Origin of the sequence: Aerophototrophica crusticola (assembly GCF_012913305.1) — a bacterium.
GTDB lineage: Bacteria > Pseudomonadota > Alphaproteobacteria > Azospirillales > Azospirillaceae > Niveispirillum > Niveispirillum crusticola.
The window spans coordinates 852416-874960 of the sequence record NZ_CP051775.1 but is presented as its reverse complement, the minus strand read 5'-3'; the positions used below and the strand labels follow the sequence as shown (position 1 = coordinate 874960).

At 69.1% G+C, this 22545-nt stretch carries 27 protein-coding genes; 5 read left to right on the top strand and 22 right to left on the bottom strand.

Annotated elements, in window-relative coordinates; all coding sequences use genetic code 11:
• Window position 1 precedes the first annotated feature (1 nt).
• The 4 genes from alr to HHL28_RS04240 all read left to right on the top strand — a co-directional run bounded on the left by alr (window position 2) and on the right by HHL28_RS04240 (window position 3256).
• The gene (gene alr, locus HHL28_RS04255) at window positions 2-1126 is read left to right on the top strand and encodes an alanine racemase (RefSeq protein ID WP_075770131.1); all 1125 of its coding nucleotides are present in this window, start codon (window positions 2-4) and stop codon (window positions 1124-1126) included.
• A gap of 152 nt (window positions 1127-1278) precedes the next feature.
• Window positions 1279-2049 (top strand): MlaE family ABC transporter permease, encoded by a 771-nt coding sequence (locus tag HHL28_RS04250; protein ID WP_075770028.1) that lies wholly within the window; start codon window positions 1279-1281, stop codon window positions 2047-2049.
• On the top strand, window positions 2046-2849 hold the full coding sequence (locus HHL28_RS04245; protein ID WP_075770027.1) for an ABC transporter ATP-binding protein: 804 nt from the start codon (window positions 2046-2048) through the stop codon (window positions 2847-2849). Before HHL28_RS04250 ends, HHL28_RS04245 begins: the two co-directional genes overlap by 4 nt.
• Window positions 2850-2971: 122 nt before the next feature.
• Window positions 2972-3256 carry a hypothetical protein gene (locus HHL28_RS04240; RefSeq protein ID WP_075770026.1) on the top strand — a complete coding sequence of 95 codons (285 nt, stop codon included), beginning with the start codon at window positions 2972-2974 and terminating at the stop codon, window positions 3254-3256.
• A 153-nt stretch (window positions 3257-3409) separates the two neighbouring features.
• Here HHL28_RS04240 and HHL28_RS18310 read toward each other — a convergent pair whose 3' ends face one another.
• From HHL28_RS18310 to HHL28_RS04195, 9 genes are all read right to left on the bottom strand, one after another.
• Window positions 3410-3847 (bottom strand): hypothetical protein, encoded by a 438-nt coding sequence (locus tag HHL28_RS18310; protein WP_404326476.1) that lies wholly within the window; start codon window positions 3845-3847, stop codon window positions 3410-3412.
• Between the two features lie 360 nt (window positions 3848-4207).
• On the bottom strand, window positions 4208-4726 hold the full coding sequence (locus HHL28_RS04230) for a GNAT family N-acetyltransferase (RefSeq protein WP_075770024.1): 519 nt from the start codon (window positions 4724-4726) through the stop codon (window positions 4208-4210).
• Between the two features lie 715 nt (window positions 4727-5441).
• Window positions 5442-6497, bottom strand: a complete 1056-nt coding sequence (locus tag HHL28_RS04225; RefSeq protein ID WP_075770023.1) for a glycosyltransferase family 4 protein — start codon at window positions 6495-6497, stop codon at window positions 5442-5444.
• Window positions 6488-7372, bottom strand: coding sequence for a PIG-L deacetylase family protein (locus HHL28_RS04220; protein WP_169654764.1), 885 nt, complete (start codon window positions 7370-7372; stop codon window positions 6488-6490). The genes HHL28_RS04225 and HHL28_RS04220 overlap by 10 nt, the downstream gene beginning before the upstream one ends.
• Window positions 7369-8322 (bottom strand): beta-xylosidase, encoded by a 954-nt coding sequence (locus tag HHL28_RS04215; protein ID WP_075770022.1) that lies wholly within the window; start codon window positions 8320-8322, stop codon window positions 7369-7371. Before HHL28_RS04215 ends, HHL28_RS04220 begins: the two co-directional genes overlap by 4 nt.
• A 137-nt stretch (window positions 8323-8459) precedes the next feature.
• Entirely contained in the window at window positions 8460-9233 is a 774-nt protein-coding gene (locus HHL28_RS04210) for a TIGR04290 family methyltransferase (protein ID WP_404326474.1), read from the bottom strand.
• A 13-nt stretch (window positions 9234-9246) separates the two neighbouring features.
• Window positions 9247-10071: a sugar phosphate nucleotidyltransferase gene (locus HHL28_RS04205; protein ID WP_075770020.1), complete on the bottom strand. Its 825-nt coding sequence runs from the start codon at window positions 10069-10071 to the stop codon at window positions 9247-9249.
• 4 nt (window positions 10072-10075) lie between these two features.
• Window positions 10076-11200 (bottom strand): CgeB family protein, encoded by a 1125-nt coding sequence (locus HHL28_RS04200; RefSeq protein ID WP_075770019.1) that lies wholly within the window; start codon window positions 11198-11200, stop codon window positions 10076-10078.
• Between the two features lie 48 nt (window positions 11201-11248).
• On the bottom strand, window positions 11249-12346 hold the full coding sequence (locus HHL28_RS04195) for an inositol-3-phosphate synthase (RefSeq protein ID WP_075770018.1): 1098 nt from the start codon (window positions 12344-12346) through the stop codon (window positions 11249-11251).
• Window positions 12347-12662: 316 nt separating this feature from the next.
• Between HHL28_RS04195 and HHL28_RS04190 the strand changes: the two genes are divergently transcribed.
• The gene (locus tag HHL28_RS04190; protein ID WP_169654762.1) at window positions 12663-13259 is read left to right on the top strand and encodes a hypothetical protein; all 597 of its coding nucleotides are present in this window, start codon (window positions 12663-12665) and stop codon (window positions 13257-13259) included.
• A 62-nt stretch (window positions 13260-13321) separates the two neighbouring features.
• On the opposite strand, the gene HHL28_RS04185 is transcribed toward HHL28_RS04190, so the two are convergent.
• The 13 genes from HHL28_RS04185 to HHL28_RS04130 all read right to left on the bottom strand — a co-directional run bounded on the left by HHL28_RS04185 (window position 13322) and on the right by HHL28_RS04130 (window position 22331).
• On the bottom strand, window positions 13322-14521 hold the full coding sequence (locus tag HHL28_RS04185; protein WP_075770016.1) for a DUF2336 domain-containing protein: 1200 nt from the start codon (window positions 14519-14521) through the stop codon (window positions 13322-13324).
• Window positions 14522-14662: 141 nt separating this feature from the next.
• Window positions 14663-15184, bottom strand: a complete 522-nt coding sequence (locus HHL28_RS04180; protein WP_075770015.1) for a MarR family winged helix-turn-helix transcriptional regulator — start codon at window positions 15182-15184, stop codon at window positions 14663-14665.
• A gap of 328 nt (window positions 15185-15512) precedes the next feature.
• Window positions 15513-15707: a twin-arginine translocase TatA/TatE family subunit gene (locus tag HHL28_RS04175; RefSeq protein ID WP_075770014.1), complete on the bottom strand. Its 195-nt coding sequence runs from the start codon at window positions 15705-15707 to the stop codon at window positions 15513-15515.
• A gap of 139 nt (window positions 15708-15846) precedes the next feature.
• Entirely contained in the window at window positions 15847-16074 is a 228-nt protein-coding gene (locus tag HHL28_RS04170; protein ID WP_169654760.1) for an energy transducer TonB, read from the bottom strand.
• Between the two features lie 115 nt (window positions 16075-16189).
• Window positions 16190-17494: a hypothetical protein gene (locus HHL28_RS04165; RefSeq protein WP_169654758.1), complete on the bottom strand. Its 1305-nt coding sequence runs from the start codon at window positions 17492-17494 to the stop codon at window positions 16190-16192.
• A gap of 178 nt (window positions 17495-17672) precedes the next feature.
• A complete protein-coding gene (locus HHL28_RS04160) occupies window positions 17673-17960 on the bottom strand; it encodes an ExbD/TolR family protein (protein WP_404326469.1) in 288 nt (95 codons plus the stop codon).
• Window positions 17961-17968: 8 nt separating this feature from the next.
• On the bottom strand, window positions 17969-18106 hold the full coding sequence (locus HHL28_RS18305; RefSeq protein ID WP_404326467.1) for a hypothetical protein: 138 nt from the start codon (window positions 18104-18106) through the stop codon (window positions 17969-17971).
• Between the two features lie 39 nt (window positions 18107-18145).
• Complete coding sequence (locus HHL28_RS04155) at window positions 18146-18541, bottom strand: ExbD/TolR family protein (RefSeq protein WP_449687298.1); 396 nt, start codon at window positions 18539-18541, stop codon at window positions 18146-18148.
• 44 nt (window positions 18542-18585) lie between these two features.
• Window positions 18586-19542 (bottom strand): MotA/TolQ/ExbB proton channel family protein, encoded by a 957-nt coding sequence (locus HHL28_RS04150; protein WP_404326465.1) that lies wholly within the window; start codon window positions 19540-19542, stop codon window positions 18586-18588.
• Window positions 19543-19599: 57 nt separating this feature from the next.
• Entirely contained in the window at window positions 19600-20250 is a 651-nt protein-coding gene (locus HHL28_RS04145; RefSeq protein WP_075770009.1) for an energy transducer TonB, read from the bottom strand.
• A gap of 309 nt (window positions 20251-20559) precedes the next feature.
• The gene (locus HHL28_RS04140; RefSeq protein ID WP_169654754.1) at window positions 20560-20799 is read right to left on the bottom strand and encodes a hypothetical protein; all 240 of its coding nucleotides are present in this window, start codon (window positions 20797-20799) and stop codon (window positions 20560-20562) included.
• 268 nt (window positions 20800-21067) lie between these two features.
• The gene (locus HHL28_RS04135; protein WP_404326870.1) at window positions 21068-21409 is read right to left on the bottom strand and encodes a TIGR01244 family sulfur transferase; all 342 of its coding nucleotides are present in this window, start codon (window positions 21407-21409) and stop codon (window positions 21068-21070) included.
• Window positions 21410-21815: 406 nt separating this feature from the next.
• Window positions 21816-22331 carry a MarR family winged helix-turn-helix transcriptional regulator gene (locus tag HHL28_RS04130; protein ID WP_075770006.1) on the bottom strand — a complete coding sequence of 172 codons (516 nt, stop codon included), beginning with the start codon at window positions 22329-22331 and terminating at the stop codon, window positions 21816-21818.
• Between the last annotated feature and the right edge of the window lie 214 nt (window positions 22332-22545).

The window sequence follows — 22545 nt, the reverse complement described above, 5'->3', positions numbered from 1 at the left end:
GATGGCCGCGCTGCGGACCCCGGCCGCCCAGCGGGCCGGGGCGGTTCTGTTCGTCGACCTTGCCGCCGTGGCGGACAACTGGCGGGCCATGGCGGCCCTGGCCAAGGGCGCGGAGTGCGGGGCGGTGGTGAAGGCGGACGGGTACGGGCTGGGCGCCGTGCCCACGTCCAGGGCCCTGTATGCCGCCGGGGCGCGGACCTTCTTCGTGGCGGACATCGCCGGCGGGGTGCGGCTGAGGGCGGCCCTGCCCGGGGATGCCCGCATCGCCGTGCTGCACGGGGTGCCGCCGGGGGCCGGGGCGGAGATCGCGGCGGAACGGTTGACGCCCATCCTGAACACCCTGGGCGACATCCAGCGCTGGCGGGAGGAGGCGGCGCGGTTGGGACGCCCCCTGCCCTGCTTCGTCCATATCGACACCGGCATGAACCGGCTGGGGCTGGAGGCGGCAGAGCTGGACCGGCTGGCCGCCGACCCGGGGACCCTGCTGCAAGGGCTGGAGGTGCAGGCCTGGATGAGCCACCTGGCCTGCGCCGACGATCCCGGGAACCCCATGACGGCGGAGCAGCTCGGCCGCTTCCGCGCCGCACTGGCGCGGCTGCCGAAGGCGCCGGCGAGCCTTGCGAACTCCGCCGGCGTGTTCCATGGGGCGGGTTACCATTTCAACCTGGTGCGGCCGGGCATCGCCCTGCACGGGGCCAACCCCGCCCCCTGGATGCCCAACCCCATGCGGCCCACCATCCGGCTGCTGGCCCGCATCCACCAGGTGCGGATGGTGGAGCCCGGGCGGACCGTGGGCTATGACGCCACCCACCGGGTGGCCGGCAAGCGCAAGGTGGCGGCCCTGGGGATGGGCTATGCCGACGGGTATCCCTGGTCGCTCCAGGGCAAGGGGCAGGTGATGGTCGGCGGGCACAGGGCCCCGATCATCGCCCGCGTCTCCATGGACCTGCTGACGGTGGACGTGACCGACGTGCCGGCCCGCTTCCTGGCAGAGGGCGACTGGGCGGAGGTCATCGGCCCCCACCGCACGGTGGACCAGGTGGCGGCAGAGGCCGGGACCATCGGGTATGAGGTGCTGACCCGGCTGGGGCCGCGCTATCACAGGGAATATCTGGGCCCCGCGTGACCCACCGTTCCCGTCCCCCAGAACGTTGGGCGCCGCGATGTAGCGGTCTCGCCGGCCTGCCCCCTTGCGTCCGTCCGCGGCGGCGCAACATTGACAGGGGGCCGCGCGTTGGCTAGCGGTACGTGGGTCCCCCGCCGGATGAGGCATGGTTGATGAATTTCCTCGGCACGATCGGCCGGACCACCCTGCTGTTCATGGAGGCGACGGGGCGGCTGGCCATGTTCACCTTCATGGCCCTGTCCCACTGCCTGCGCCCGCCCTTCTACCTGCGCCTGATCGGGCGGCAGATGGTGGACATCGGCTATTACAGCCTGCCCGTGGTGGGCCTGACGGCCGTGTTCACCGGCATGGTGCTGGCGTTGCAGAGCTACAGCGGCTTCGCCCGCTTCAACGCGGAAAGTGCCATCGCCACGGTGGTGGTGCTGTCCATCACCCGTGAGCTGGGGCCGGTGCTGGCCGGGCTGATGGTGGCGGGCCGCATCGGCGCCGCCATGGCCGCCGAGCTGGGTACCATGCGGGTGACGGAGCAGGTGGACGCCCTGACCACCCTGTCCACCAACCCCTACAAGTACCTGGTGGTGCCAAGGCTGATCGCCGGCACCACCATGCTGCCCATCCTGGTGCTGGTGGCGGACATCATCGGCGTGTTCGGCGGGTACCTGGTCAGCGTCTACCGGCTGGACTTCAACCCGGCGACCTATGTCCGGAACACCTGGCAATACCTGGAGTTCATGGACGTGGTGTCCGGCCTGGTCAAGGCGGCGGTGTTCGGCTTCGTCATCGCGCTGATGGGCTGCTACCACGGCTACCATTCCAAGGGTGGCGCCCAGGGCGTTGGTGCGGCCACCACCAACGCGGTGGTCAGCGCCAGCATCCTGATCCTGGTGCTGAACTACCTGCTGACGGGGATCTTCTTCTCATGAGCGCGGTGAACGGGACCAACGGCGCCGGCGGGACGCCGAAAATCTCCCTGCGCGGGGTGCGCAAGGCCTTCGGGCCCAAGGTGGTGCTGGACGGCATCGACCTGGACGTGGCGCGCGGCGAGAGTGTGGTGATCATCGGCGGGTCGGGCACGGGCAAGTCGGTCCTGCTGAAATGCATCCTGGGCATCCTGCAACCGGACCAGGGCACCATCCGGATCGACGGCGAGGACACGACCCACGTGACGGGCCGCGAGCGTGAGGCGGTGATGCGCAAATTCGGCATGCTGTTCCAGGGCGCCGCCCTGTTCGACAGCCTGCCGGTGTGGGAGAACGTGGCCTTCGGCCTGATCCAGGGCCAGGGCGTGGGCCGGCGGGAGGCGAAGGAGCGCGCCATCGCCACCCTGGGTGCCGTCGGCCTGACCCCGGAAGTGGCGGACCTGTTCCCGTCGGAACTGTCCGGTGGCATGCAGAAGCGCGTGGGCTTGGCCCGGGCCATCTGCACCCGGCCGGAAGTGATCTTCTTCGACGAGCCGACGACGGGCCTGGACCCCATCATGTCGGACGTGATCAACGACCTGATCGTGAAGTGCGTGCAGGATCTGGGCGCCACCGCCCTGTCCATCACCCATGACATGGCCAGCGCGCGGAAGATCAGCAACCGCATCGCCATGCTGCACAAGGGCAAGCTGGTCTGGGTGGGCCCCACCAGCGAGATCGATAACTCGGGCAATGCCTTCGTGGACCAGTTCATCCACGGCCGGGCCGAAGGGCCCATCCAGATGCAGATCCGGGCGTTCTGACGCCGTGGTGCCAATTCGGCCGGCGAAGGTTAGACCACTTACTTTCGTGGGATGGCGAGGAGCGCCCCTTTCCACTACCCCTGTTGCGTGATGTTCAGGGGATGCCGTGGAAGGGGTGCAGCATGGCTGTTCGGTTCGTTGCCCTGGTCTTGGCGGGAATGGTATTCGCGGGTCCTGGGCTCGCGCAGGAAACCGCGCCGCCAACGCCCGCCCAGCAGCCCTCCGGCCAGCCCGCCGCCGCCGGGGATGATGAGGAAGTCTGCAAGACCCTGAAGATCACCGGATCGCGGTTGGGCAAGAACAAGGTCTGCAAGACCAAGAAGGAATGGGCCGCCATGGAGGCGGAGAACCAGAAGGCCCTGAAGGACATCCAAGCCCGCGGCGGCGTCTCCCGGTCGGCGGAGTGACGGGTTGGAGCGTGTTTCCGGTGAGCGGAAACACGCTTCGGCGGCGACTGCCGCCGCGCGGCCTCGTGGCCGCGTAAGCCAAGCCGCGGATGCGGCGCCGGCGTCTGAGGGACACGGACAGCGAGACCTGTTTCCAGCCGGCTGGAAACAGGTCTAGGCTACACGTCGCGCCATCTCCGGCGCCCAACGGTCGAAGTTCTCGTTCTGGCAGTCGCTGGCCGGGCGGCCGTACCAGTCCCAGGGCAGGTTGCGGGCGTTCAGGCCGACGAAATGGGCGCCGTGGCTGCCCAACTCCGGCTTCTTCGGCCAGAAGGGGGAGCAGATGCTGACCTCCGCCGTGCGGACCACGGCGGGGGTTTTCTGTTTCTGGAGGGCGGCCACCTGCAACCCTTGCTCGTCAAGTTCCCCAGACAGGGGCGCCGGGTGCTGGCGCAGGATGGCGAGGAGCGCGGATTCCAGGTCGAAGCCGGGCGGGAAGCCGCGGATGCCGGTGTTCAGGTTGTCCGGGCCGCAGAGATGGTCGAAGGCGCCATGGGCGCGCTCCACATCCTCCGCCAACAGGCAGCGCGCCCTGTCCCATCGGCCAGCCAAGTCCCCAGGGATGGCGGCAGGTCCCAGAGGATGAGGTCGTTGTCCAGGGCCACTTCCCAGCGATCCGGGAACAGGCGCAAGGGCGCCAGCTTCCAGGCCACCCCTCCGCCATGTCGGGGCCGAGGAATCGGGCGAGGCCATCCGGCAAGTCGCCGGCGGGCAACCATTCCACCTCTGGCGGGATGTCGCCGGCGCGGGCGCGGGCGTCCGCCGGGTTCAGGGTATTGACGACGACGGCATAGGCGGCGCTGGGGCCGAAGATTTTCCGGGCGCCGAGGATGGACAGGCGAAGGGCCTGGAAGCCGCGTTCGCTGACGGCGCCGATCGTCCAGCGGATGCCGATGGGGGACAGGTTCGTGCTCATGGCAGGTCCCGGGTAAAGCGGCGCCAATGGCTGGGCCGGTCGGTGGCGCCCCAGCGGTATTTGTAGGGCTCCTGGCCACGCAGGAAGTCGAACAGGGTGCAACCCTCTGCCGTGGCCCGGTCGATGGCGTGGGACAAGAGCAGGCTGCCGGGGCTGCACGCGGCCAGGGCTGGGTCGTGGCCGCCGATGTAGTAGTGGAACCGGCCCTTGGCGGCGAGGCCGTAGAGGACGGCCACGGTCCGCCCGTCCAGGTCCAGGGCGTAGAGGCGGAGCAGGCCGGCAGCATCCAGCAAGGGGGCGGCCTGGCGGTGGAAAGCCTGCACCAGCGGGTCGGCCAGGACCCCGGCCTCCCCATCCTGCTGCCAGCGGGCGGCGTGCAGGGTGAACAGGGCGTCCAGGGCGGGGGAGATGTCGGGGCCGGAAACTTGGCGGATGGCGACCCTGCCCAGGCGGTCCAGCCGGTTGCGGGCGGTGCGCAGGTTCTGGCGGTGGGATCTGGGAAAGGTCGCTGGCAAGTCCAGGGCGGGGCACGGCTCCCCCTCCCCGCCCTTCTCCCGCCAGCCGGGCGGGGGCGGCAGGGATGGGGTGGTAGGGGCAGGCCGGGAAGGTCGATCAGGACGGCCGTGTCGGGCCAGGGGATCGGGGCTTCCGCGGGATGGGTGGACAGGGGGCCGAGCCAGTCGGTGGTACCGGCGCCGAGGGGGAGGACGTGGCGGCCACCGTCCAGGGTGAAGAGCGGGAGGAGGAAGGTGATGTTCCCTGACTCGGCACCACGTCCTTCATTCCAAGTTTCATCCGGGGCCGCGGAGAGCCTTGGGTGCTGAGTGGAGTTAGGTCGAACCTCACCGTTCCGTCCCCTCTCCCAGGGGGAGAGGGACAGGGAGAGGGGTGGCCAGATCGGGACAGCAGGCGCTTGTCCGCAGGCTCCCTTTCCGGAGACAAGACAACCCCTCTCCCTGTCCCTCCCCCTATGGGGGAGGGGACGCGGGGGCGCCGTTCGACCAATCTCCCTACCGGAAAGCGCGCCTCGGATGCCGTAGCTTGCGCCGGGTTTACGGTTGCCAACATCGACAGAGCCAACAACCGCCAGGCAACTCCCCGGTTGGAACACTTCCGCCCAAGGCAGCAGCCACGCAGGGCTGTGGAAGGGCGTGGCGTGGGGGTCGGCGTGCCAGAGGTGCCACCAGGCGGGCTCGAGGGCGCGCAAGGCTTCCAGGCCGTGGACCGTCCTCACGCCGCCTCCGTGCGGGCCTCGCGGCCGAGGATGCGGCGGTAGGTGGCCAGGTAGGACTCCACCATGGCGTCGAGGGAGAACCGGGCGCGGGCGGTGGCACGGCAGGCCTCGGGGTCGATGTGCCCCAGATCGGCGATGGCGTCGGCCATGGCCGCGGCGTCGGGGACGATGAAGCCGGTGACGCCATGCTCCACCACCTCTGGCAGGGCGCCATTGGGGAAGGCGATGACGGGGGTGCCGCAGGCCAGCGCCTCCATGCTGGAGAGGGAGCTGGTCTCCTCACACAGGCTGGGCACCAGCAGGGCCCGGGCCATGCCGAGCAGGTGCCGCTTGCCGAGGAAGCCGAGCGGGCCGATGAAGCGGCGTCGGCTGTCGAGGCGCGGGGTCAGTACGTTCTCGAAATAATCCTGGTGGGCGCCGTAGGCATAGAGCTTTCCGGCCAGCAGCAGGGGCTTGCCGGCGGCCTTGGCCGCGTCCACCGCATGCTCGAAGCCCTTTTCCGGGCAGATGCGTCCCATGGCGGCCAGCAGGTTGCGCTTGCCGTAGGGGCTGGAGAGGGCCTTCGCCGGGACGCCATTCAGCACGGGCGGCAGCAGGGCCGGGCTGTCCGGGCACTGGCGCCGCTGGTGTTCCGATACCGGAACAAGCCAGGTATCAGGCCGCCCCTGCCCCCAGGTTTCCGCGGGGTACCAGGATGGGGGCAGGTGCAGGGTGACCAGCACGGGCACGCCGGGCGGGGGCAGGTAGCTGAAGGCGTCGATGCCGTGCAGGTGGACCAGATCGATCCCGTAACGGTCCAAGGCCCTTTCGATGGCCCGGGCATGGCGGGCCTGGGCCTGCTGCCGGACGGGGCCATCCAGGCTGCCGCTGACGGCCGGCACGGGGACCAGGTCGCCGGCAGGGCGGGAGCCTTCCGGGGCGACGACCAGGGAGCGGTGGCCGCGGGCAACCAAGCCGGCGTCCAGGTGGTAAAGCACCTGCTCCGCCCCGCCCACCGTATCCGGGCCGACGGGGGCGAGCGGGTAGCCCACCTGCAGGATGGTCAGGCCCATGGCGGCGCCTCCAGGCCGAGCTGGGCGATGGCCTCTGCCGCCATGTCGCGCCAGCGGTCCGCCGTGCAGCCCCAGGAGAACTGGTCGTACCAGGCCTGGGCGAAGGGTGGCTGGAAGAAGTCGTAGGTGGGTGCGACGCGCACCCGCTCCGGTACCAGGGGGAACTGCACCAGCACGGCGGCCTGGCTCTTGTGGCAGTCCAGCAGGCGGCGCTTCAGGTCCCGGTCCTCCTCCGCCAGGGGCATGGCCAGTTCCTCGGGCTTGCCGGGGTCGGGCAGGAAGATGCCGGACTCCAGGTTGCCGTCCGGGCCCGTGTGGTAGCCGGTGAACTCCAGGATCACCGGGGCGGGCCGGCCCTCCAGCCGCAGCAGGGCCGCGGCGGCGTGGACGGCGAAGCAGGTGCTGTCATGGTCGGGGTGGCCACCCTCGAATGCGTGGGTCAGGATGATGCCGATATCCTTCTGGTCCACCAGTTCGGCCAGCCGGCGGGCGATGCCGGCCATGACCTGGCAGGCCTCTTGGTCGGCGATGCCCAGCCCCACCAGCCGCACCGGCGGGATGCCCGCCACGGCCATGGCGGACTCCAGCTCGTCCCGCCGGGCCTGGGCATAGTCCTCCCGCGTGGCGAAGCCGTGGGAGACGGCGTCGCGCATGTCGGCGGGGGCGCCGTCGGTCACATGGATCACCCGCACCCCCGCCAGGCGGGGGAGCTGGGCGCCCAGGCCGATGGTCTCATCATCCGGGTGGGCGCAGACCAGGGCCACGCGCCGCGCGTCCAGCACGCCGGGGCCGCTGGGGCCGAGGTCGTGCAGGAAGGCCTCCGCCAGCGGGATGCCGCGGATGATGCCGGGCCGGTTGGCCCTGGCGGGGGTCAAGCGCCTGTCGGCGCCAGACCCATGGCGGGCGCCGCCTCCTGTGCCTGGCGCCCAGGCTTGGGCGCGTAACGGCGGGTCATCTCGGCGCAGAAATCGGCGAACTCCCGCGGGTCCAGGGGCGGGCTGGTGTAGTTCGGCGTCTCCCCCAGGCCCTTGTGCTCCGGCGTGAAGCAATAGGTGACGGTGACCTTGAAGTCGGCCAGGGCCTCCATCTGCCGGTCGAACCAGTCAAGCGCATTGGGCCGGTAGTAATCGGCCCAGGACAGGCCGGTGCGCAGGTAGGTGACGCCCAGTTCCTTCATGCGGCGCACCGCTTCCTCCAGCCGGTGGTCCTCGAAATGGAACCACTGGCAGAGGCCGACCTCCGGCGTGAAGGCGCTGAAATGCCTGTAGGCCAGCTTCTCCGTCATGTCCTCCCGCACCAGGCCCATGTAGAAGTGGCGATAGTAGCTGGAGCCCTCCGCCTCCCGGTGGCGGGTGGTGGCCGGCCAGGCCTTGGGCAGGTCGAACAGGCTGTACCAGTGGATGCGCGGCACCCGGCCGATGAGCAGCTCCGCCGTGCGCTTCAGGCCGAACTCCTGCACCTCCTCCGCCCCGAAGGTGCTGATGCCCACCTCCGACACCCACAGCTCCTTGGAGGTGACCTGGCGGATCTCCTCCAGCTTGGACGGCCAGTCGTTGAGCTGCCAGTGGTTCCAGTCCAAGGGGAAGCCGTGCACGGCCACGGCGTCCATGGTGTCCAGGGCGCCCCTTTCCGCCATGTTGCGGATGAAGTTGGGGTCGATGGGGCTGATACCGCCCAGCACCCGTGGCAGGCCCGGGCAGGCCTCCCCCACCGCCTTGCCGGCCAGGCGGGCCATCTCCGCGAACATCGCCCAGTCCCGGTCCAGCTCGATGTCCCAATGGGACTTGTTGTTGGGCTCGTTCCAGATCATCACGCTGTCGAGCATGGGCAGTCCTTCTATCTCTTCCTGTTCGTCAAACGCCGGCACCGCCTCCGGCGGCTTGGCTTACGCGGGCACCTGCCCGCGCGGCGGCGGTCGCCGCCGTGGCGTTCCCGGACGATCCGGGAACGCCCACGCGAAGCTCAAACGCCGCGGGCCGGGTAGACGGCCCCAATCCCATGCGGGGTCTCCACGCGGCGGCAGATGTAGACCTCCTGCTCCGGGTGGTCGGTCACCTGGAAGCCGGCGCTGCGCAACATGGCCTCGGCGCAGGCCGCGTTGGGTACCCACCAGTTGGTCCAGTCGTGGGCGTAGTCCTGCTCGATGAAGTGCAGCTTGGGATAGCCGGGGCTGTCGAAATGCGCCGTCTCGGCAAAGTCATAGTCGGGTTCCACCGGGTCGACCCCGGCGCTGCCCCGCTGCATGGACTGGAACACCAGCAGGTCGCCGGCCACATGCTCGTGGATCAGGTCCAGGGCCAGGAGCGGGTGGCGGAGGTGGTAGAGCACCCCCATGAACAGGACCACGTCGAAGCGGCGGCCCAGCCTGGCCACGTCATAGACGGAGAGGTTGCGGAACTCGATGTCCGCGCCGGCCACCTCCGCCGCCAGGCGGGCCTGGGCCAGGTAGCGGTCATCCTCGTCGATGCCCACCACCGTTTCCGCCCCGCGGCGTTTCATTTCAAGGGCATAGAAGCCGGCGTTGCAACCAATGTCGAGCACCGACTTGCCGGTCAGGTCCGCCGGGATCGCGTGGGCGAAGCCGCGCCACTTCACCTGGGGATAGTCGCCCAGGAAGTGCTCGGGCGCGGTGCGCACGCCGCCGACGTCCATGTTGTGGAACCAGGGGCCGAGGGCCTCCACCCGGCGGCGGATGTCATCCCGGTCAAGGCGCGGGGGCAGGCTGTCCATGGGCATGGTCCCTCCCCTCTCACCGGCCGCCGGGGATGGTGGGCGGGGTGGCGAGCCAGGGGCCCCCGCCGTCACGGTCGATGGCCCTCAGCGCGGAAGCGGCCCCGGACAGGCCCACCGGGTCCTGGCCGGACAGCAGGGTCATGGCACTGCGGTAGCCATGGATGGTGCCCACGTCCACGTAGGATTCCCCCGCCTTCACCCCCACCGCCTTGCCACCGCGGGCGATCCAGGCGTTGACCAGGGTGCCCATGTACTCGTCCCGGCGATCCCGCTCCCGCCAGAGGTCGTGCAGCTCGTGCAGCACATGGCCGGGCATCTTGAAGGCGCCCCAGATCCAGTCGGTCGCGGCGTCGGCGCGCTTCACCTGGATTTCCTCCACCGTCCCATCGGGGGCGGTGACGACGGCGTCGAACAGGGCCGGCCGGTCCACCGGGAACAGCAGGAAGCCCAGCCGGTCGTCGGGCAGGTGGCGCAACGCGTCCTCCGGGAACCAGACCGTGTCGGGCAGGCCGACGATCACCGGCTCGTCCTTGGGGATCAGCGGGCAGGCGCGGAAGATGGCGTCGCACAGCCCGCCCGGCCGCGGCTGGACCACATAGGCGATGGCGGCGGTGCCGTAGCCGCCGGCGTAGTATTCCAGGATGTCGGACTTGCCGGGGCCGATGACGAAGCAGACCTTGTCCGCCCCGCCGAGCACCATCCGCTCCAGCAGATACTCGCTGACGGCACGGGGACGCTCGGTGTCGCCGTCCTGGCGGCTGCCCACGGGCAGCAGCTCCTTGGAAAAGGCGAGTGGCTGGATTCGCGTGCCGCTGCCGGCGGCGGGTACGATGCCCCACATGGGTTCAGCCCCCTTGGGTGTGGTGGTCCGGCCTGGCGTGGCCGGTGTTCGGGGCCCGCGCCGGTCGCCGGGCGCCCTCGAGCGCGGCCAGCAGGTCCAGGGCGCGGGCGTCGCTGGTATGGCGGTCCAGAACCTTGGCGCGGGCGGCCGCCGCCACGCGGCGCAGGTCTGCGTCGGGCAGGTCGATGGCAGCCCGGGCCTCATCGGCCGTGCGGGCTACCAGGATTTCCTCCCCCGGCACCAGGAAGGCGTCCAGCCCCTGCCACCAGTCGGACAGGATGGGCGCGCCGCAGGCCGCCGCCTCGAACAGGCGGCCCGAGGGGCACCAGCCCATGGCGGCCATGGCGGCGCGGGTGACGTTCAGGGTCAGCCGGCTGGAGCAGAAGAAGGCCGGGTGCTCGCTCGGCGGCAGGTGGCGGACGAACCAGATGTTGTCGGTCCAGGGAAAATCCTGCGGGTACTGGGACCCGGCGATCAGGAAGCGCCGTCGCGGCAAGGCACGGGCGGGCTGGACGAACAGCGTCTCCAGCGCCTGCTGCCGGTCCTCCGCATAGGTGCCGATATAGGACAGGTCGGCGCGGTAATGGTCCTGGCGCGGCACGGGACGGTGCACGGACGGGTCCACATGGCCATAGAGGGGCGCCACGGCCCGGGCGCCCAGCCGGCGCTGCAAGGCGGTCAGCGCCTCCCCGCCCGTATAGCTCAGCACCAGGTCGAAGCCGGACAGGCCGCCGGGGCCGATGTAGGACAGCTCCTCCCCCGCATCCAGCGCGGCCAGGGTGACGGGGGTGTCCAGATCATAGAAGGTGCGCAGGGACCGCCCCTCCTCCAGCACCAGCTCCGTGGCGGCGATGCCGTCGGGGCAGTAGCTGGTGACCATGCTGGCATCGGCATCGGCCAAATGGCGCCGGGCGATGGGCAGCGCCTCCTCCCACCGCTGGTAGAGCACAAGCTCCCCGCCGGGCAGTTCCCAGAGGTCCCGGTTGTTGGCGTACCAGTACTGGTCCTTTTCGAAAAAGACGACCGTGTGCCCTAGCCGCGCCAGGGCAGCACACAGCCCCCGCCACAGGGTGGCGTGGCCGTTGCCCCAGGACGAGCTGATGGTGAGGCCGAAGACGACAAGCTTCACATATGCCTCCCGCGGCGGCAGGAACCCCTTCAACCCGGGAACGGGGCATCAGTCACCCGGCCCGACGGCTTGGGCCCCGTCGATGAAGGCGCGGGTGCGGGCGCGGGCGTCCGCGTCGGTGAACTGGCGCGGGGGGGACTTCATGAAATAGCTGCTGGGCCCTTCCAACGCGCCGCCGATGCCGCGGTCCAGGGCCAGCCGGGCGCAGCGCACGGCATCGATCACCACCCCGGCGGAGTTGGGGCTGTCCCAGACCTCCAGCTTCAGCTCCAGGTTCAGGGGCACGTCGCCGAAGGCGGTGCCTTCCATGCGGATGTGGCACCATTTGCGGTCCTGGAGCCACGGCACATAGTCGCTGGGGCCCACATGGGCGTCGTCGTTGGACAGGGGGATGTCCATCTGGCTGGTGACGGCGCGGGTCTTGGAGATCTTCTTGGACTCCAGCCGGTCCCGCTCCAGCATGTTCATGAAGTCGCTGTTGCCGCCGAAGTTCAGCTGGTAGGTGCGGTCCAGCTTCACCCCCCGCTCCCGGAACAGGTTGGCCAGCACCCGGTGGACGATGGTGGCGCCCACCTGGGACTTGATGTCGTCGCCGATCAGGGGCAGCCGCTTCTCCTCGAAACGCTGGCGCCACTCCGGCCGGCTGGCGATGAAGACGGGGATGCAGTTGACGAAGGCGCAGCCGGCGGCCAGGGCCTGCTCGGCATAGTATTCCGTGGCCTTCTGCGAGCCGACGGGCAGGTAGCTGACCAGCACCTGGGCGCCGCTGTCGCGCAGCACTCGGGCCACGTCGCAGGGGCGCTCATCGGATTCCGGCACGGCTTGGCGGAGATAGGCGCCCAACCCGTCCAGGGTGGGGCCGCGGCGGACCGTGACGCCGGTGCGCGGCACCTTGGCGAAGATCTGGGTATTGTTCGGCGGGGCCAGGATGGCGTCGGCCAGGTCCAGGCCCACCTTCTCCCGCGAGACATCGAAGGCCGCCACGGCCTCCACGTCACCCACATGGTAGCCGCCCAGCTTGACGTTCATCAGCCCCGGCACGGGCAGGTCGTCATTCGCGTGCCGGTAATACTCGATGCCTTGCACCAGGGAGGAGGCGCAGTTGCCGACCCCCACCAGTGCCACCCTGACCTTGCCGTCCGCCACGGGCTGCTCCGCCGTCCTGGAGGGCGGGTTGTGTCCCGCCGGTTGCCAGGGTCAACGCCGGCCCATTCACGCTTGTTCCAACTTACGTTCGAAGGAGAAGGGTCGGGTTGGGGCGGCGGGTCCGGACGGCCAAAGCCGGGCTGCCGCGCTTCGCCGGTTGGCAGGCAGCCGACGCAGCCATATTCAGATCATAAGCCGGCCAGCCCACGCGCATTATGCGAATCCCGCTTAGCGTTGCTTGATGTAGTATGCAAAATCGAGTAGATTGGACAATGGCACCGGAAAATCCGGTCGCTCCCTCACAGGAAGGCCCAAAATGACTTCCATCGACAATCGCACGAATATCGGCGCCGGCAGCAATTCTCCCCCTTCCCCACAGGACAAGGCAAATCTTGCGGGTGCCGGCGGGAACGACCAACTACTCCGTCGATTTGCAGAACTTGCGAAGCAATCTGCGGCAGCCGCGAGCGCCTTTGTCGACTCGCTTTCCGAAGATGAGCAGAACACCAAAGTCTGGACGAACCTAGGGGAAAAAGTCGGATTGCACACCTTGGGTGAGGTGCGTGACTACAACAACATACGCACCGCGATGGGTGACCGGTTGCAGGCCATGGCCGACCAGTCAGGCACCAAGGATCGGCGTGCGTTCATGAAGCTGCCAGCGGTCGAGGAATGGGTAGCCGTGATGGACGACTTCCAGAAACATAAACCGGGCGGGTCAGAACGCGCCCTTGCCTATCTGGCCCGACAAAATCAGCCGAACGACAAGATTACTTTGTCCGCCGAGGCCGGCAGGTTGTTCAAATCCGACATGGCAGCCGGCAAAACCCAGGCAAGCGTGGAAGACTTGGCTGTTCAGCTCCTGGGCGGCACCCCGAGGAAGCCGGGAGGCGGCTTGGACAAGCTGGTCTGAACACGACCACCCATGACCGCCCGGGTGGGCTCGGCCATGCCCACCCGCACCAGGATTTGCTTTCACACCCGCGCCCCGCGCACCTCGCCATCCCGCAGCGGGACGAAGGGCATGGCGGCCATTTCCATGGCCTGGTCGATCATCTCGTCGGACTTCTGGTCGAAGAGCTGCATCAGCAGGTCATCCACCGCCCGCTCCTCGATATGGCCGCACTCCTTGTAGACGCGGGCCAGGACGTTGACCTGGTAGGCACGGCGGCGCTCCTCCTCCCCATGGTAGCCCATCTCCTTCAGCACCTTGATGGCGGAGCGGAAGGGCGGAAGCAGGACGGTGGACAAGCGGGCCTTGTCGAACAGGGCCTTCAGGCCGGCGGGGCCGTCATCCAGCAGCAGGGTGCGGGCGTTGTCGGCGCCGATGCCGGCCCGCACCGCCATGCCGGCCAGGAACAGGCCGATATCGCCGCCGCACAGGGCGCGGAACAGCAGCGACGGGGTGAGGCGGCCGTTAACGTGCAGGTGGGTGGCCAGCAGGGCCATGTCCGTGCCCTTCCGCGCCAGGGGCTGGAGCATCAGGATGGTGGCGGCCTCCCGCGCCCGGGTCACCAGCTCCGCCACCATGGGGGCCGAGAGGTGGTAGCGCTGGACGAGGCCCTGGCGGATTCCCTCCGACACCCGGTGGACCAGCTTTTCCACCACGGTCAGGGGAAGCTGGGCGCGGCCGGCCAGGGGTTCCGCCACCAGGGGCATGTCGCCGTAGCGGTCGGCCAGCTTCTCCAGGGTCAGGGTCAGGATGTCGGCCCCGTCATTGACCAGCAGGGTGTTGATGGCGCGGAGGTTGGCGCTTTCCACGATGGCGTCGGACACGACGGCGGAAACGTTGGGCCGGCCGGCGATGGCCACCTGCTTCTGCCCATCCTGCTGGGCGATGACCTCCAGCAGCACGTCGTCCGGCAGCCTCAGGCTATGGCGCAGCACCGGGAAGGCGACATGCCCCACATCGTCGGCCAGTTGCCGGGCCAAATCGTCGGACAGCAGCGGACTGTTGTAGATCTGCCAGGCCACGGCCTCGCGCACCGCCACCTCCGCGTCCCTGGCGAAGCGTTCCAGCAAGTCCCGGGCGATCTCCGCCTCCCGACCGGCAAGGCGGCCGGCCTCCAGGTCGGCGACGACCTTTTCCATGGTGTCGATGCGCGCCTGGGCTGAACTGTCGGCGCGGAGCTTGGTCAGGTCGGAGACGGACAGGGCGGTAGCGGCGACAGTCATGGCATGATCCTCCCATAGGGCCGGCACAGGGCACGACGCTTCGCGCCCAGGCTTCGGAAAGGCCGGGGTTCGACGAAAAATCGTGCTGAAATCGTGATATCGGGGCGGCGCCTCGCGGCGCCTTCACTCAGGGCGCGGCGGTCACTCGAAGTCGGAACCGTCGTACCGGATGACATCGGTCCAGGTCCGTTCCAGGCGGCGCAGGGTGCGATAGGTGGCCTCCACATCCGTCGCCTCGGCGTCGGTGCGGGCCAGATTGTCGATGTGGCCGGTCTCCATGCGGCGAAGCTCGCCCCAGAGCTCCAGGCCCTTGGGCGCCAGCTTCAGCCGGGCGGAGCGGCGGTCGCGCTGGCTCTGGGTCCGGTCCACATAACCGGCCTCGACCAGGTACTTCAGGTTATAGCTGGCGTTGGAGCCCAGGTAGTAGCCTCGCTCTATCAGGTCACGGACCGACAGTTCCTCCCCGCCGATGGTCATGACCATCAGGGCCTGGACCGGGCTGATGTCGTCCAGGCGCAGGCGGGCCAGCTCGATCCGGATCACGTCCAGGAACCGGCGATGCAGCCGCTCGATGACGCGGGCAAGGTCCTGGTAGGCCCGGCCGGCGGACACCCGCTCCCGCGACAAGACCACCAAATCCGCGGCGGTTGAAGCCCCGCTCATTCCCCTGCCCCTCCTGTCCGCACGCGATCCACAGAAAGCGCAATGAAATCCGATCTAATTCTGATCCAGTATTCGTGCCAACGAAACCGGAGTAGAAGGAGGATAACATTGCCCAAATTCGGGAGCCATCATGAAGCGGGGGAGTAACCCAAAGGTTAACACTTATGATCGTCACAGGAAGGGGTGGGCGGCGTGGATGGCGGGGGGCCTGCCCCTCGGACGCCGCGCGCATACGGAAAAGGGCGCGCGGCATGCACCGCGCGCCCGTCCGGAACTGGTCCGCTATATCGTCGGGGTGACGAAGGCGCCGGTGCACCCGGCGCCCGGGTCAGGCGCGGGGGGCGCCCTCCCCCTCCTTCGCGGCGACGACCTGCTTGTCGTCGCTGTCGTCCTTCAGGCCCTTGCGGAACGCCTGCATGCCCTTGGCCAGGTCGCCCATGGCCTTGGGGAGCTTGCCCGTGCCGAAAACGATCAGCACGACGACGAGGACGATGACCCAATGCCAGAGGCTGAAGCTGCCCATGGGGGCGTTCTCCTGAAATCCGACTGAAGGGCCGCGGATGGCGGCCCCTGCCGACCCGCCGGGGCCGGCACGGCCGGATCATGCCACAGCTCGGTAAAGAATTGCCAACGCGCAGCGGAGGAGTGGCGCCGGGACGCGCTCAGCCGTGCTGGCCGCGCAACTCGAAGCGGACGATGTACCGGTGCCGGCCCTGGACAGGGTGGCCGGCCACGTCACTGGGGGTGTAGCGCAACGCGGCGACGTAGCGCATGGCCGCGCCCTCGAACAGGCCGGCCGGCTCCGCCTCCAGAACACGGAGGTCCTGGGTCGCCCCGTCCTGGGCGACCCTGAACTCCACCACGACACGCCCCTCGCGACGCAGGCGCAAGGCCCGCTCGGGGTAGACAAGTCGCGGGCGGTAGGCTGGTTCCAGCTCCGCCGCGACCGGTTCCCCCGCCAGGGTCCCTCCGCGGCCGGCTCTGACTGGCCGCGGGTCCCCATGGTCAGACGGCCTTGCCGCCGGAGAGCACCCACAGCTTGGCCAGGTCGGCCGTGCCGTCGGTACCCTTGACCGCCTTGAAGGTCTGCTCGGCCTTCGCCTTGTTGCCGGCCATCAGGTAGTAGGTGCCCAGACGCAGGCGGGCGTCCTCCGGGTTCTTCAAGCCGCCCTTGGCCAGGCCCTTCTCCATGTTGGCGATGGCCTTGTCATACTGGCCATAGCCGGCATAGGCCTCCGCCACGCGGACCAGCGGGCCGCCGTCGTTGCGGTTGGCAGCCTCGACGGCGGTGCTGTCCAGCACCTTCTTGTCCTCCGCGACGCTGCGGGCGATCAGGTCGCGCAGGCGCTTGTGGCGATCGGCGTCCGCACCCTGGCCCAGCTTGCCCAGCTGGTAGCCCTTTTCCACCACCTGCTGCGCCTCGCCGGGCGCGCCGGCCTGCAGGGCGAGCTGCGCGAACTCCATGTAGTCTTCCGGCTTCTCCAGCAGGCCGGTGGCGTTCATCAGCCGGTAGACGTCCACCGACAGGCGGTCGCGGCGGAAGGTCGGCTTCTTCTGCGCGCGGATCAGCAGGTCCTGGAAATAGTCCTTCTTCGGGTAGTACTTCAGCAGCTTCTCGACCGCCAGCACATAGCCCGCCTCGTCCTTGGACAGGTTGGCGGCATGGGCCATCAGGCGTAGGTCTTTCTCCTCCGGCGCCTTGCCCGCCTTCTCGGCGGCGGCCACGTCGGCGGCGGCCTGCTTGGCGGCGCCGGTGACGTCGCCGGACTGCATCTTGGCGGCCTGCTGGACCTCGCGCATCTGCGCGTCGTTGCCGCCCGCCTTGAAGTACCGGTCGATCAGGGCCAGCGACTTCTCATAGTTCTTGTTGTTGTAGTAGGAGCCGGCCAGGGCCTGCAGGAACTGAACCTGCTGCTGCTGGGACAGGCGGCCGGTCTTCTCCAGGTTGTTAAAGGTGTTCTCCGCCACGCCCAGGTCGCCGCCGTACAGGCTGGCGATGAAGCGGATCTGGTCGATGAGGAAGTCCTCGTAGGCGTTCTTGTTGGGAACGGCGTCGGCTTCCTTCACCTTCGCCAACGCCTCCTTGTACTTCTTCTGCTTGATCAGCTCCTGCGCCGCGTTCAGCGGAGTGCCCACGGCTGGGCGGGCTGCGTCACCCTCGGGTGCCTTGCCGGGGTCCTCGGCCTTCTTCTCTTCCTTCTGGGCGCCGGCGCGCTGGGCGAAGGCATCGCTCGGGACCAGGGTGGCCATGATGCCGACGGAGAGGGCGGAGCCGAGCAAGGCTGCGGTGAAAAGTCGTGTGCGGTTCATCGTCCTGTCTCAACGTCTGGCCGACCGCCCTGCCGTTGCCCGGGACAAGCGTCCTCGGGCCGGGACCAGCGGCGCGGGATTGCTGACAAGGGGCTCGCGCGTCACGCGGGCCCGGGAATTCGGATATTGGCTGACGAAAGCGGCGGGAGGGTGGCGGCGCTGCCACCCTCCCCACCGGTCAGTCGGCGAACTGCTCGTTGCCGATCATCGCGATCTTGTTCAGACCGAGACGCTGGGCCGAGGCGAGCACCGCCGCCACATGCTTGTACTCAACCAGCTTGTTCGGGCGCAGGTGCACCTCAGGCGGGTCGGCCTGCTGCGCGGCATTCTGCATCCGGAACTCCATGTCCTGGCGGTTGGGGATCACCTCCCCGTTCCAGTACACGGTGCCGTCGAAGTCCACGTCCAGCTTGATGACCTGCGGCTCTTCCGTCGTTGGCGGAGGAGGCTGGTTGTTCACTGGCATGTCCAGCTTCACGGCGTGGGTCTGGACCGGATGGTGATGATGAGCATCACCAGCAGCACCAGAAGCACGTCGATCAGCGGCGTGGTGTTCATGACGGGCGGGACTTCACCCTCTTCCGCGCCACCACCACCGACACTCATACCCATGGTTCAGTCTCCCATTCGAACCCGGAGTACTGCCGCGCATCACTGCGCGGCAGCGACCCCCATGGGCGGCTCCGTGATGAAGCCGATCTTGAAGATGCTCGCCTGCTGAGCCTTGTAGACCACCTTGCCGATGGCCTCGTACTTGGCATTGCGGTCACCGCGGATGTGGATCTCGGGCTGGGGGTCCAGCACCGCGATCTCCTTCATCCGCTCCAGCAGGGCGTTGTAGTCCGCCACGCCGACCGCGTTCCAGTACAGGTTCCCTTCACGGTCCACCGCGATGGTCACGTTCTCAGGCCGGGTCACCGTGGGTACGTTCCGCTCCAGCGGAAGCTGCACGGGGATGGTCTGGATCGCCACCGGGATGGTGATGAGGAAAATGATCAGCAGCACGAGCATCACGTCGACGAGCGGTGTCGTGTTGATTTCCGACACCACATCATCTTCGCCCTCAGCGGGGCCGACGCTCATTGCCATTGTCAGGCGCTCCGGGCCACGGTGCCGTTGGCCTTCTGGCCGGCCAGCAGCAGGGCATGCAGGTCAGCGGCGAAGTTGCGCAGCTTGTCCATGGCGGCCTTGTTGCGGCGGGTCAGCCAGTTGTAGGCCAGCACCGCCGGCACGGCGACGGCCAGACCGATGGCGGTCATGATCAGCGCCTCACCCACGGGGCCCGCGACCTTGTCGATGGAGGCCTGGCCGGACACGCCGATGCTCACCAGCGCGTGATAGATGCCCCACACCGTGCCGAACAGGCCGACGAACGGGGCGGTGGAGCCCACGGTGGCCAGGAAGGCCAGGCCGCCCTGCAGGCGGGCGTTGATGGCGTCCACCGAACGCTGCAGGGACATGGTCACCCAGGTGTGCAGGTCGATGTGGTCGGTCATGGCGCCGTCATGGTGCTCGGTGGCGCGCAGGCCGTCCTCCACCAGGGCGCGGAAGGCGCTGGAGGCCTTCAGGCGCTGGGCGCCCTCCTGGATGCTCGGGGCGGTCCAGAAGTTCTTCTCCGCGGCCTTCGCCTGGGACAGCAGCATGCCCTGCTCGATCAGCTTGGTCACCAGGATGTACCAGGTGCCCATGGACATGATGATCATGATGAACAGGGTGCCCTTGGACACGAAGTCACCGTGCTCCCACATGGCCTTCAGGCCGTAGGGGTTCTCGATGGTCTCCGTGGTGGCGGAACCACCCACGCCGGCTTCCGGGGCCGGGGCGGCGGCGGGGTCCGTGGCCGGCGGGGCAGCCGGGGCGGCGGCCGGGTCGGTCGCAGCCGGGGCGGCGGGGGCGGCAGCCGGGTCGGCCGGGGCGGCGGGGGCCGTCGGGGCGGGGGCGCCCGGGGCCGGGGTGGCGGGGGCCTGGGCGAAGGCCGGGCCCGCGGACAGGGCGACGATGGCGGCCACGGCGGCGAGGCGGCCAGCGGCGGAGAGGATGCTCTTCATCTTAATCTGTTCCATACCTTGGTGTTTCGTCTCGGACGGAAACCTGTTCCCTGGGCGTCAGCGGGCGTCTTCCAGGCGGAAGGTCAGCGGCACCACCGCGGGGAGCCACGCCCCCGTCGGCTTGCCGTCCTGGACCAGCGGGTCGCACTTCCACCGACCGCGCTTGGCCATGTTCAGCCAAGCGTTATCCAACCGCTCATAGCCGCTGGACTTCTCGACCGTGCCCTCCGTGATCCGGCCCTCGGCGCTGCAATAGAGGCGCATGCGCGTCGTGCCTTCCTCCTCCAGCCGGATGGACTGGGAAGGATAGTCAGGCCGGTTGGTCTGGAGGCTCTTCACGTTGATCGAGCCGCCCTGGGGCGGTGCCGGGGGAGCCGGCGGACCCGGAGGGGCCGGCGGCGCGAACGCCTCCTGCCGCTGCACCGTCTCCTGCACCACCTGCGTCGGCGGGTTCTGCTGGGGCGGCGGGTTCTCGATCTTGATCACCGGCGGCGGGAGCGCCGCGGGCGGCGGCGGCGGCACGTCCGTCGGCGGTGGCGGGGGCGGCGGCAGTTCCTCCGGCGGCGGCGGCGGCTCTTCCACCGTCTCGACCACGATGTCCTTCGTGACTTCCTTCACGAGGTCGCGGGCGAGGCCGGTGATAAGGGCGTAAACCAGCCCGATATGCAGGAGGACCACCAGCCCGATGCCCACCAAGCGCCCGGTCATGGGCGGCTTTGGCCGCCGATATGGCGATTGCTGAGACAGGTATGACATCGGTCGGTTGCTCGGTCCACGGGATGAGGCATCCGCCGCGATCCTCCCCACCCCGGGAACCGTCTGCCGGGGCAAACGGTTTTCCGTTCGGGTTCCTATCACGCCCGGGTCACGGGCGCCGTCCCGCTTGCACGGGCTGGCGTCCACGCCACGGTTCCGGATGCGGGGCCACGGAACCCGGGTCACGGGTTGCTCGGGCCGGTTTCAGGGAACGCGGTCGTCAGGCCCCCGGGGCATCCCGCGGTGGCCGGACGGCTTCACTCAAGCCGCGAGGCAGGGCGGACCCGTCGGGCAGCGTCCTGCTTCGCGGTGGCGGCCTTCCGGGGTCAGCCCGATCGTCAGGGAACGGGCGACCTCGCTGCCCCGCAGCGGCAGCGCGAAGACCAAGGCGATGGCGACCACCACAAGGGTGGTCACCGGGTCGTCAGACGGCCCGTCGGAGACCCCGTCACGACGGAGCGCACCGGCGGAACGGCCGTTGGCGGCCTCGAGGCCCTTCACGTCTAGTTTGGGGTATGGCCGGAGCCTTCCCCGAACCCCTGGTGGAAGGAGGGAGCACCCATGCGGGGGGACACGGCGGCCGTCGTGGCCCCGGGGACTGTCAGCCCCTGGACCAGGATCAGGCAAAACAACAATGCGAGGAGCCCACGGGCCCAACGCTGTGCCATATCCCTTACGCCCTCCCGTGCCGGTCTTGTGCCGACAATCGGCCGGACACTCGCACAGCCCTGGATGCTTTACAATGCTTTTAAGGGCACGGAATGGTCACTCACCCCGCTTGGCGCGCATATCCCTCCAGGATCGGGCGTTGTGCGGAAAGATCGTATCCGGCAGCCTGCGCCAGCCGCAATATCTCGTCCGGGGCCTGCTTCCCCTGTTTCGCCGCCGCCATCGCCCAGAGGATGGTGGAACGGGTTCCACTGCGGCAGTGGGCCAGGACGGGGCCGGGGGAACTTGCCAGGGCGTCCGCGAACGCCTGCACATCCGCGGGTCCCAGGCCCTGGGTCGTCACGGGGATGTGGACATACTCGAGTCCCGCCGCGTGGGCCAGCTCGGCCCCCCTGGCGGCGGGGAACTGCCCTGGGTCTTCGCCGTCAGGGCGGTTGTTGATGACGGTGGTGAAGCCGCGGGCGGCGATCTCCGCGAAGTCCGCCTCCCCCAGTTGCGGGCGACGGAGATCCGGTCGTCGATACGGCGGATGTCGGCGGTCATGGGCGTGCCTCCTCTGCGCGTCCCGGGCCGCCGGGACGGTTCATCGGGAGAACCGTAGCCGACGGGCCCGCCGACGGGAAGCCATACCCGTGGCCGTTGATCGTAACCGCCCAACGGCCCCCTCAGGCGCCGGGCGCCCGCGTCCGCGGGCTTGGCTCACGCGGGCATGGGCCCGCGGGCCGGCGGTCGCCGGAGCTTTTCTGCCCTCAGGCACCGGGCGCCCGCATCCGCGGGCTTGGCTCACGCCCGCATGGGCGGGCGGGCCAGCGGTCGCCGGCCTTTGGCGGCTTGGGCCGCCGACCTCATCAGCCGGCGATGCGCAGGGCCTCGGGCTGGTGCACCGGCTCGGCGGTGCGGGCGCGGGCGCGGAGCGTGATCAGCAGGTCGAGCAGGCGGGCCCGCTCCTCCACCGTCAGGTCGGCCAGCAGCATGTCGTTCACCGACTGGCGCAGCGGCTGCAGCCGTCGCAGCATGGCAAGGCCGGCAGGGCTGACGGTCAGCAGCTTGCGGCGGCGGTCCTGGGGATCGTCGTCCTGGCGGATCAGGCCCTTGCGGATCAGCTCCGTCACGGTGGCGCTGATGTGCGGGCGGGACAGGCCCCGGGCGGCCGCGATCTCCGACGAGAAGATGCTGCCGCCCACGCGGGTGCCATCCTGGAAGTTGGCATCACCGGCCACGTTCAGCAGCACCGTCCATTGCGGGGCGGTCAGGCCCGCCTCCTCCAGGATCGCCTCGCTGTGGCGGGCGATGGCGTTGGCGAGGTCCATCAGGCACAGCGCGATGGCATCCTCTGACCGGAAACGGAAGGCTGAGTCTGGCATGGCGGCGGCCCCGGGGTCTGAATGCAGTAGGCCTACCATCGGCTCTTGCTGCACCCGCGGCATTGACGAGGATCAATAAAAGTTGCCGTATTGAACCATCCGACAGGTTACCGGTCCGCAATATGAGCGGGCGCTGATTCGCGGGCCGGGCCGGATCATGGCCCGGCGGCTGCCGTTGCTGGAAGACTTCGGCAGGACCGGCCGGCGGCAGAGG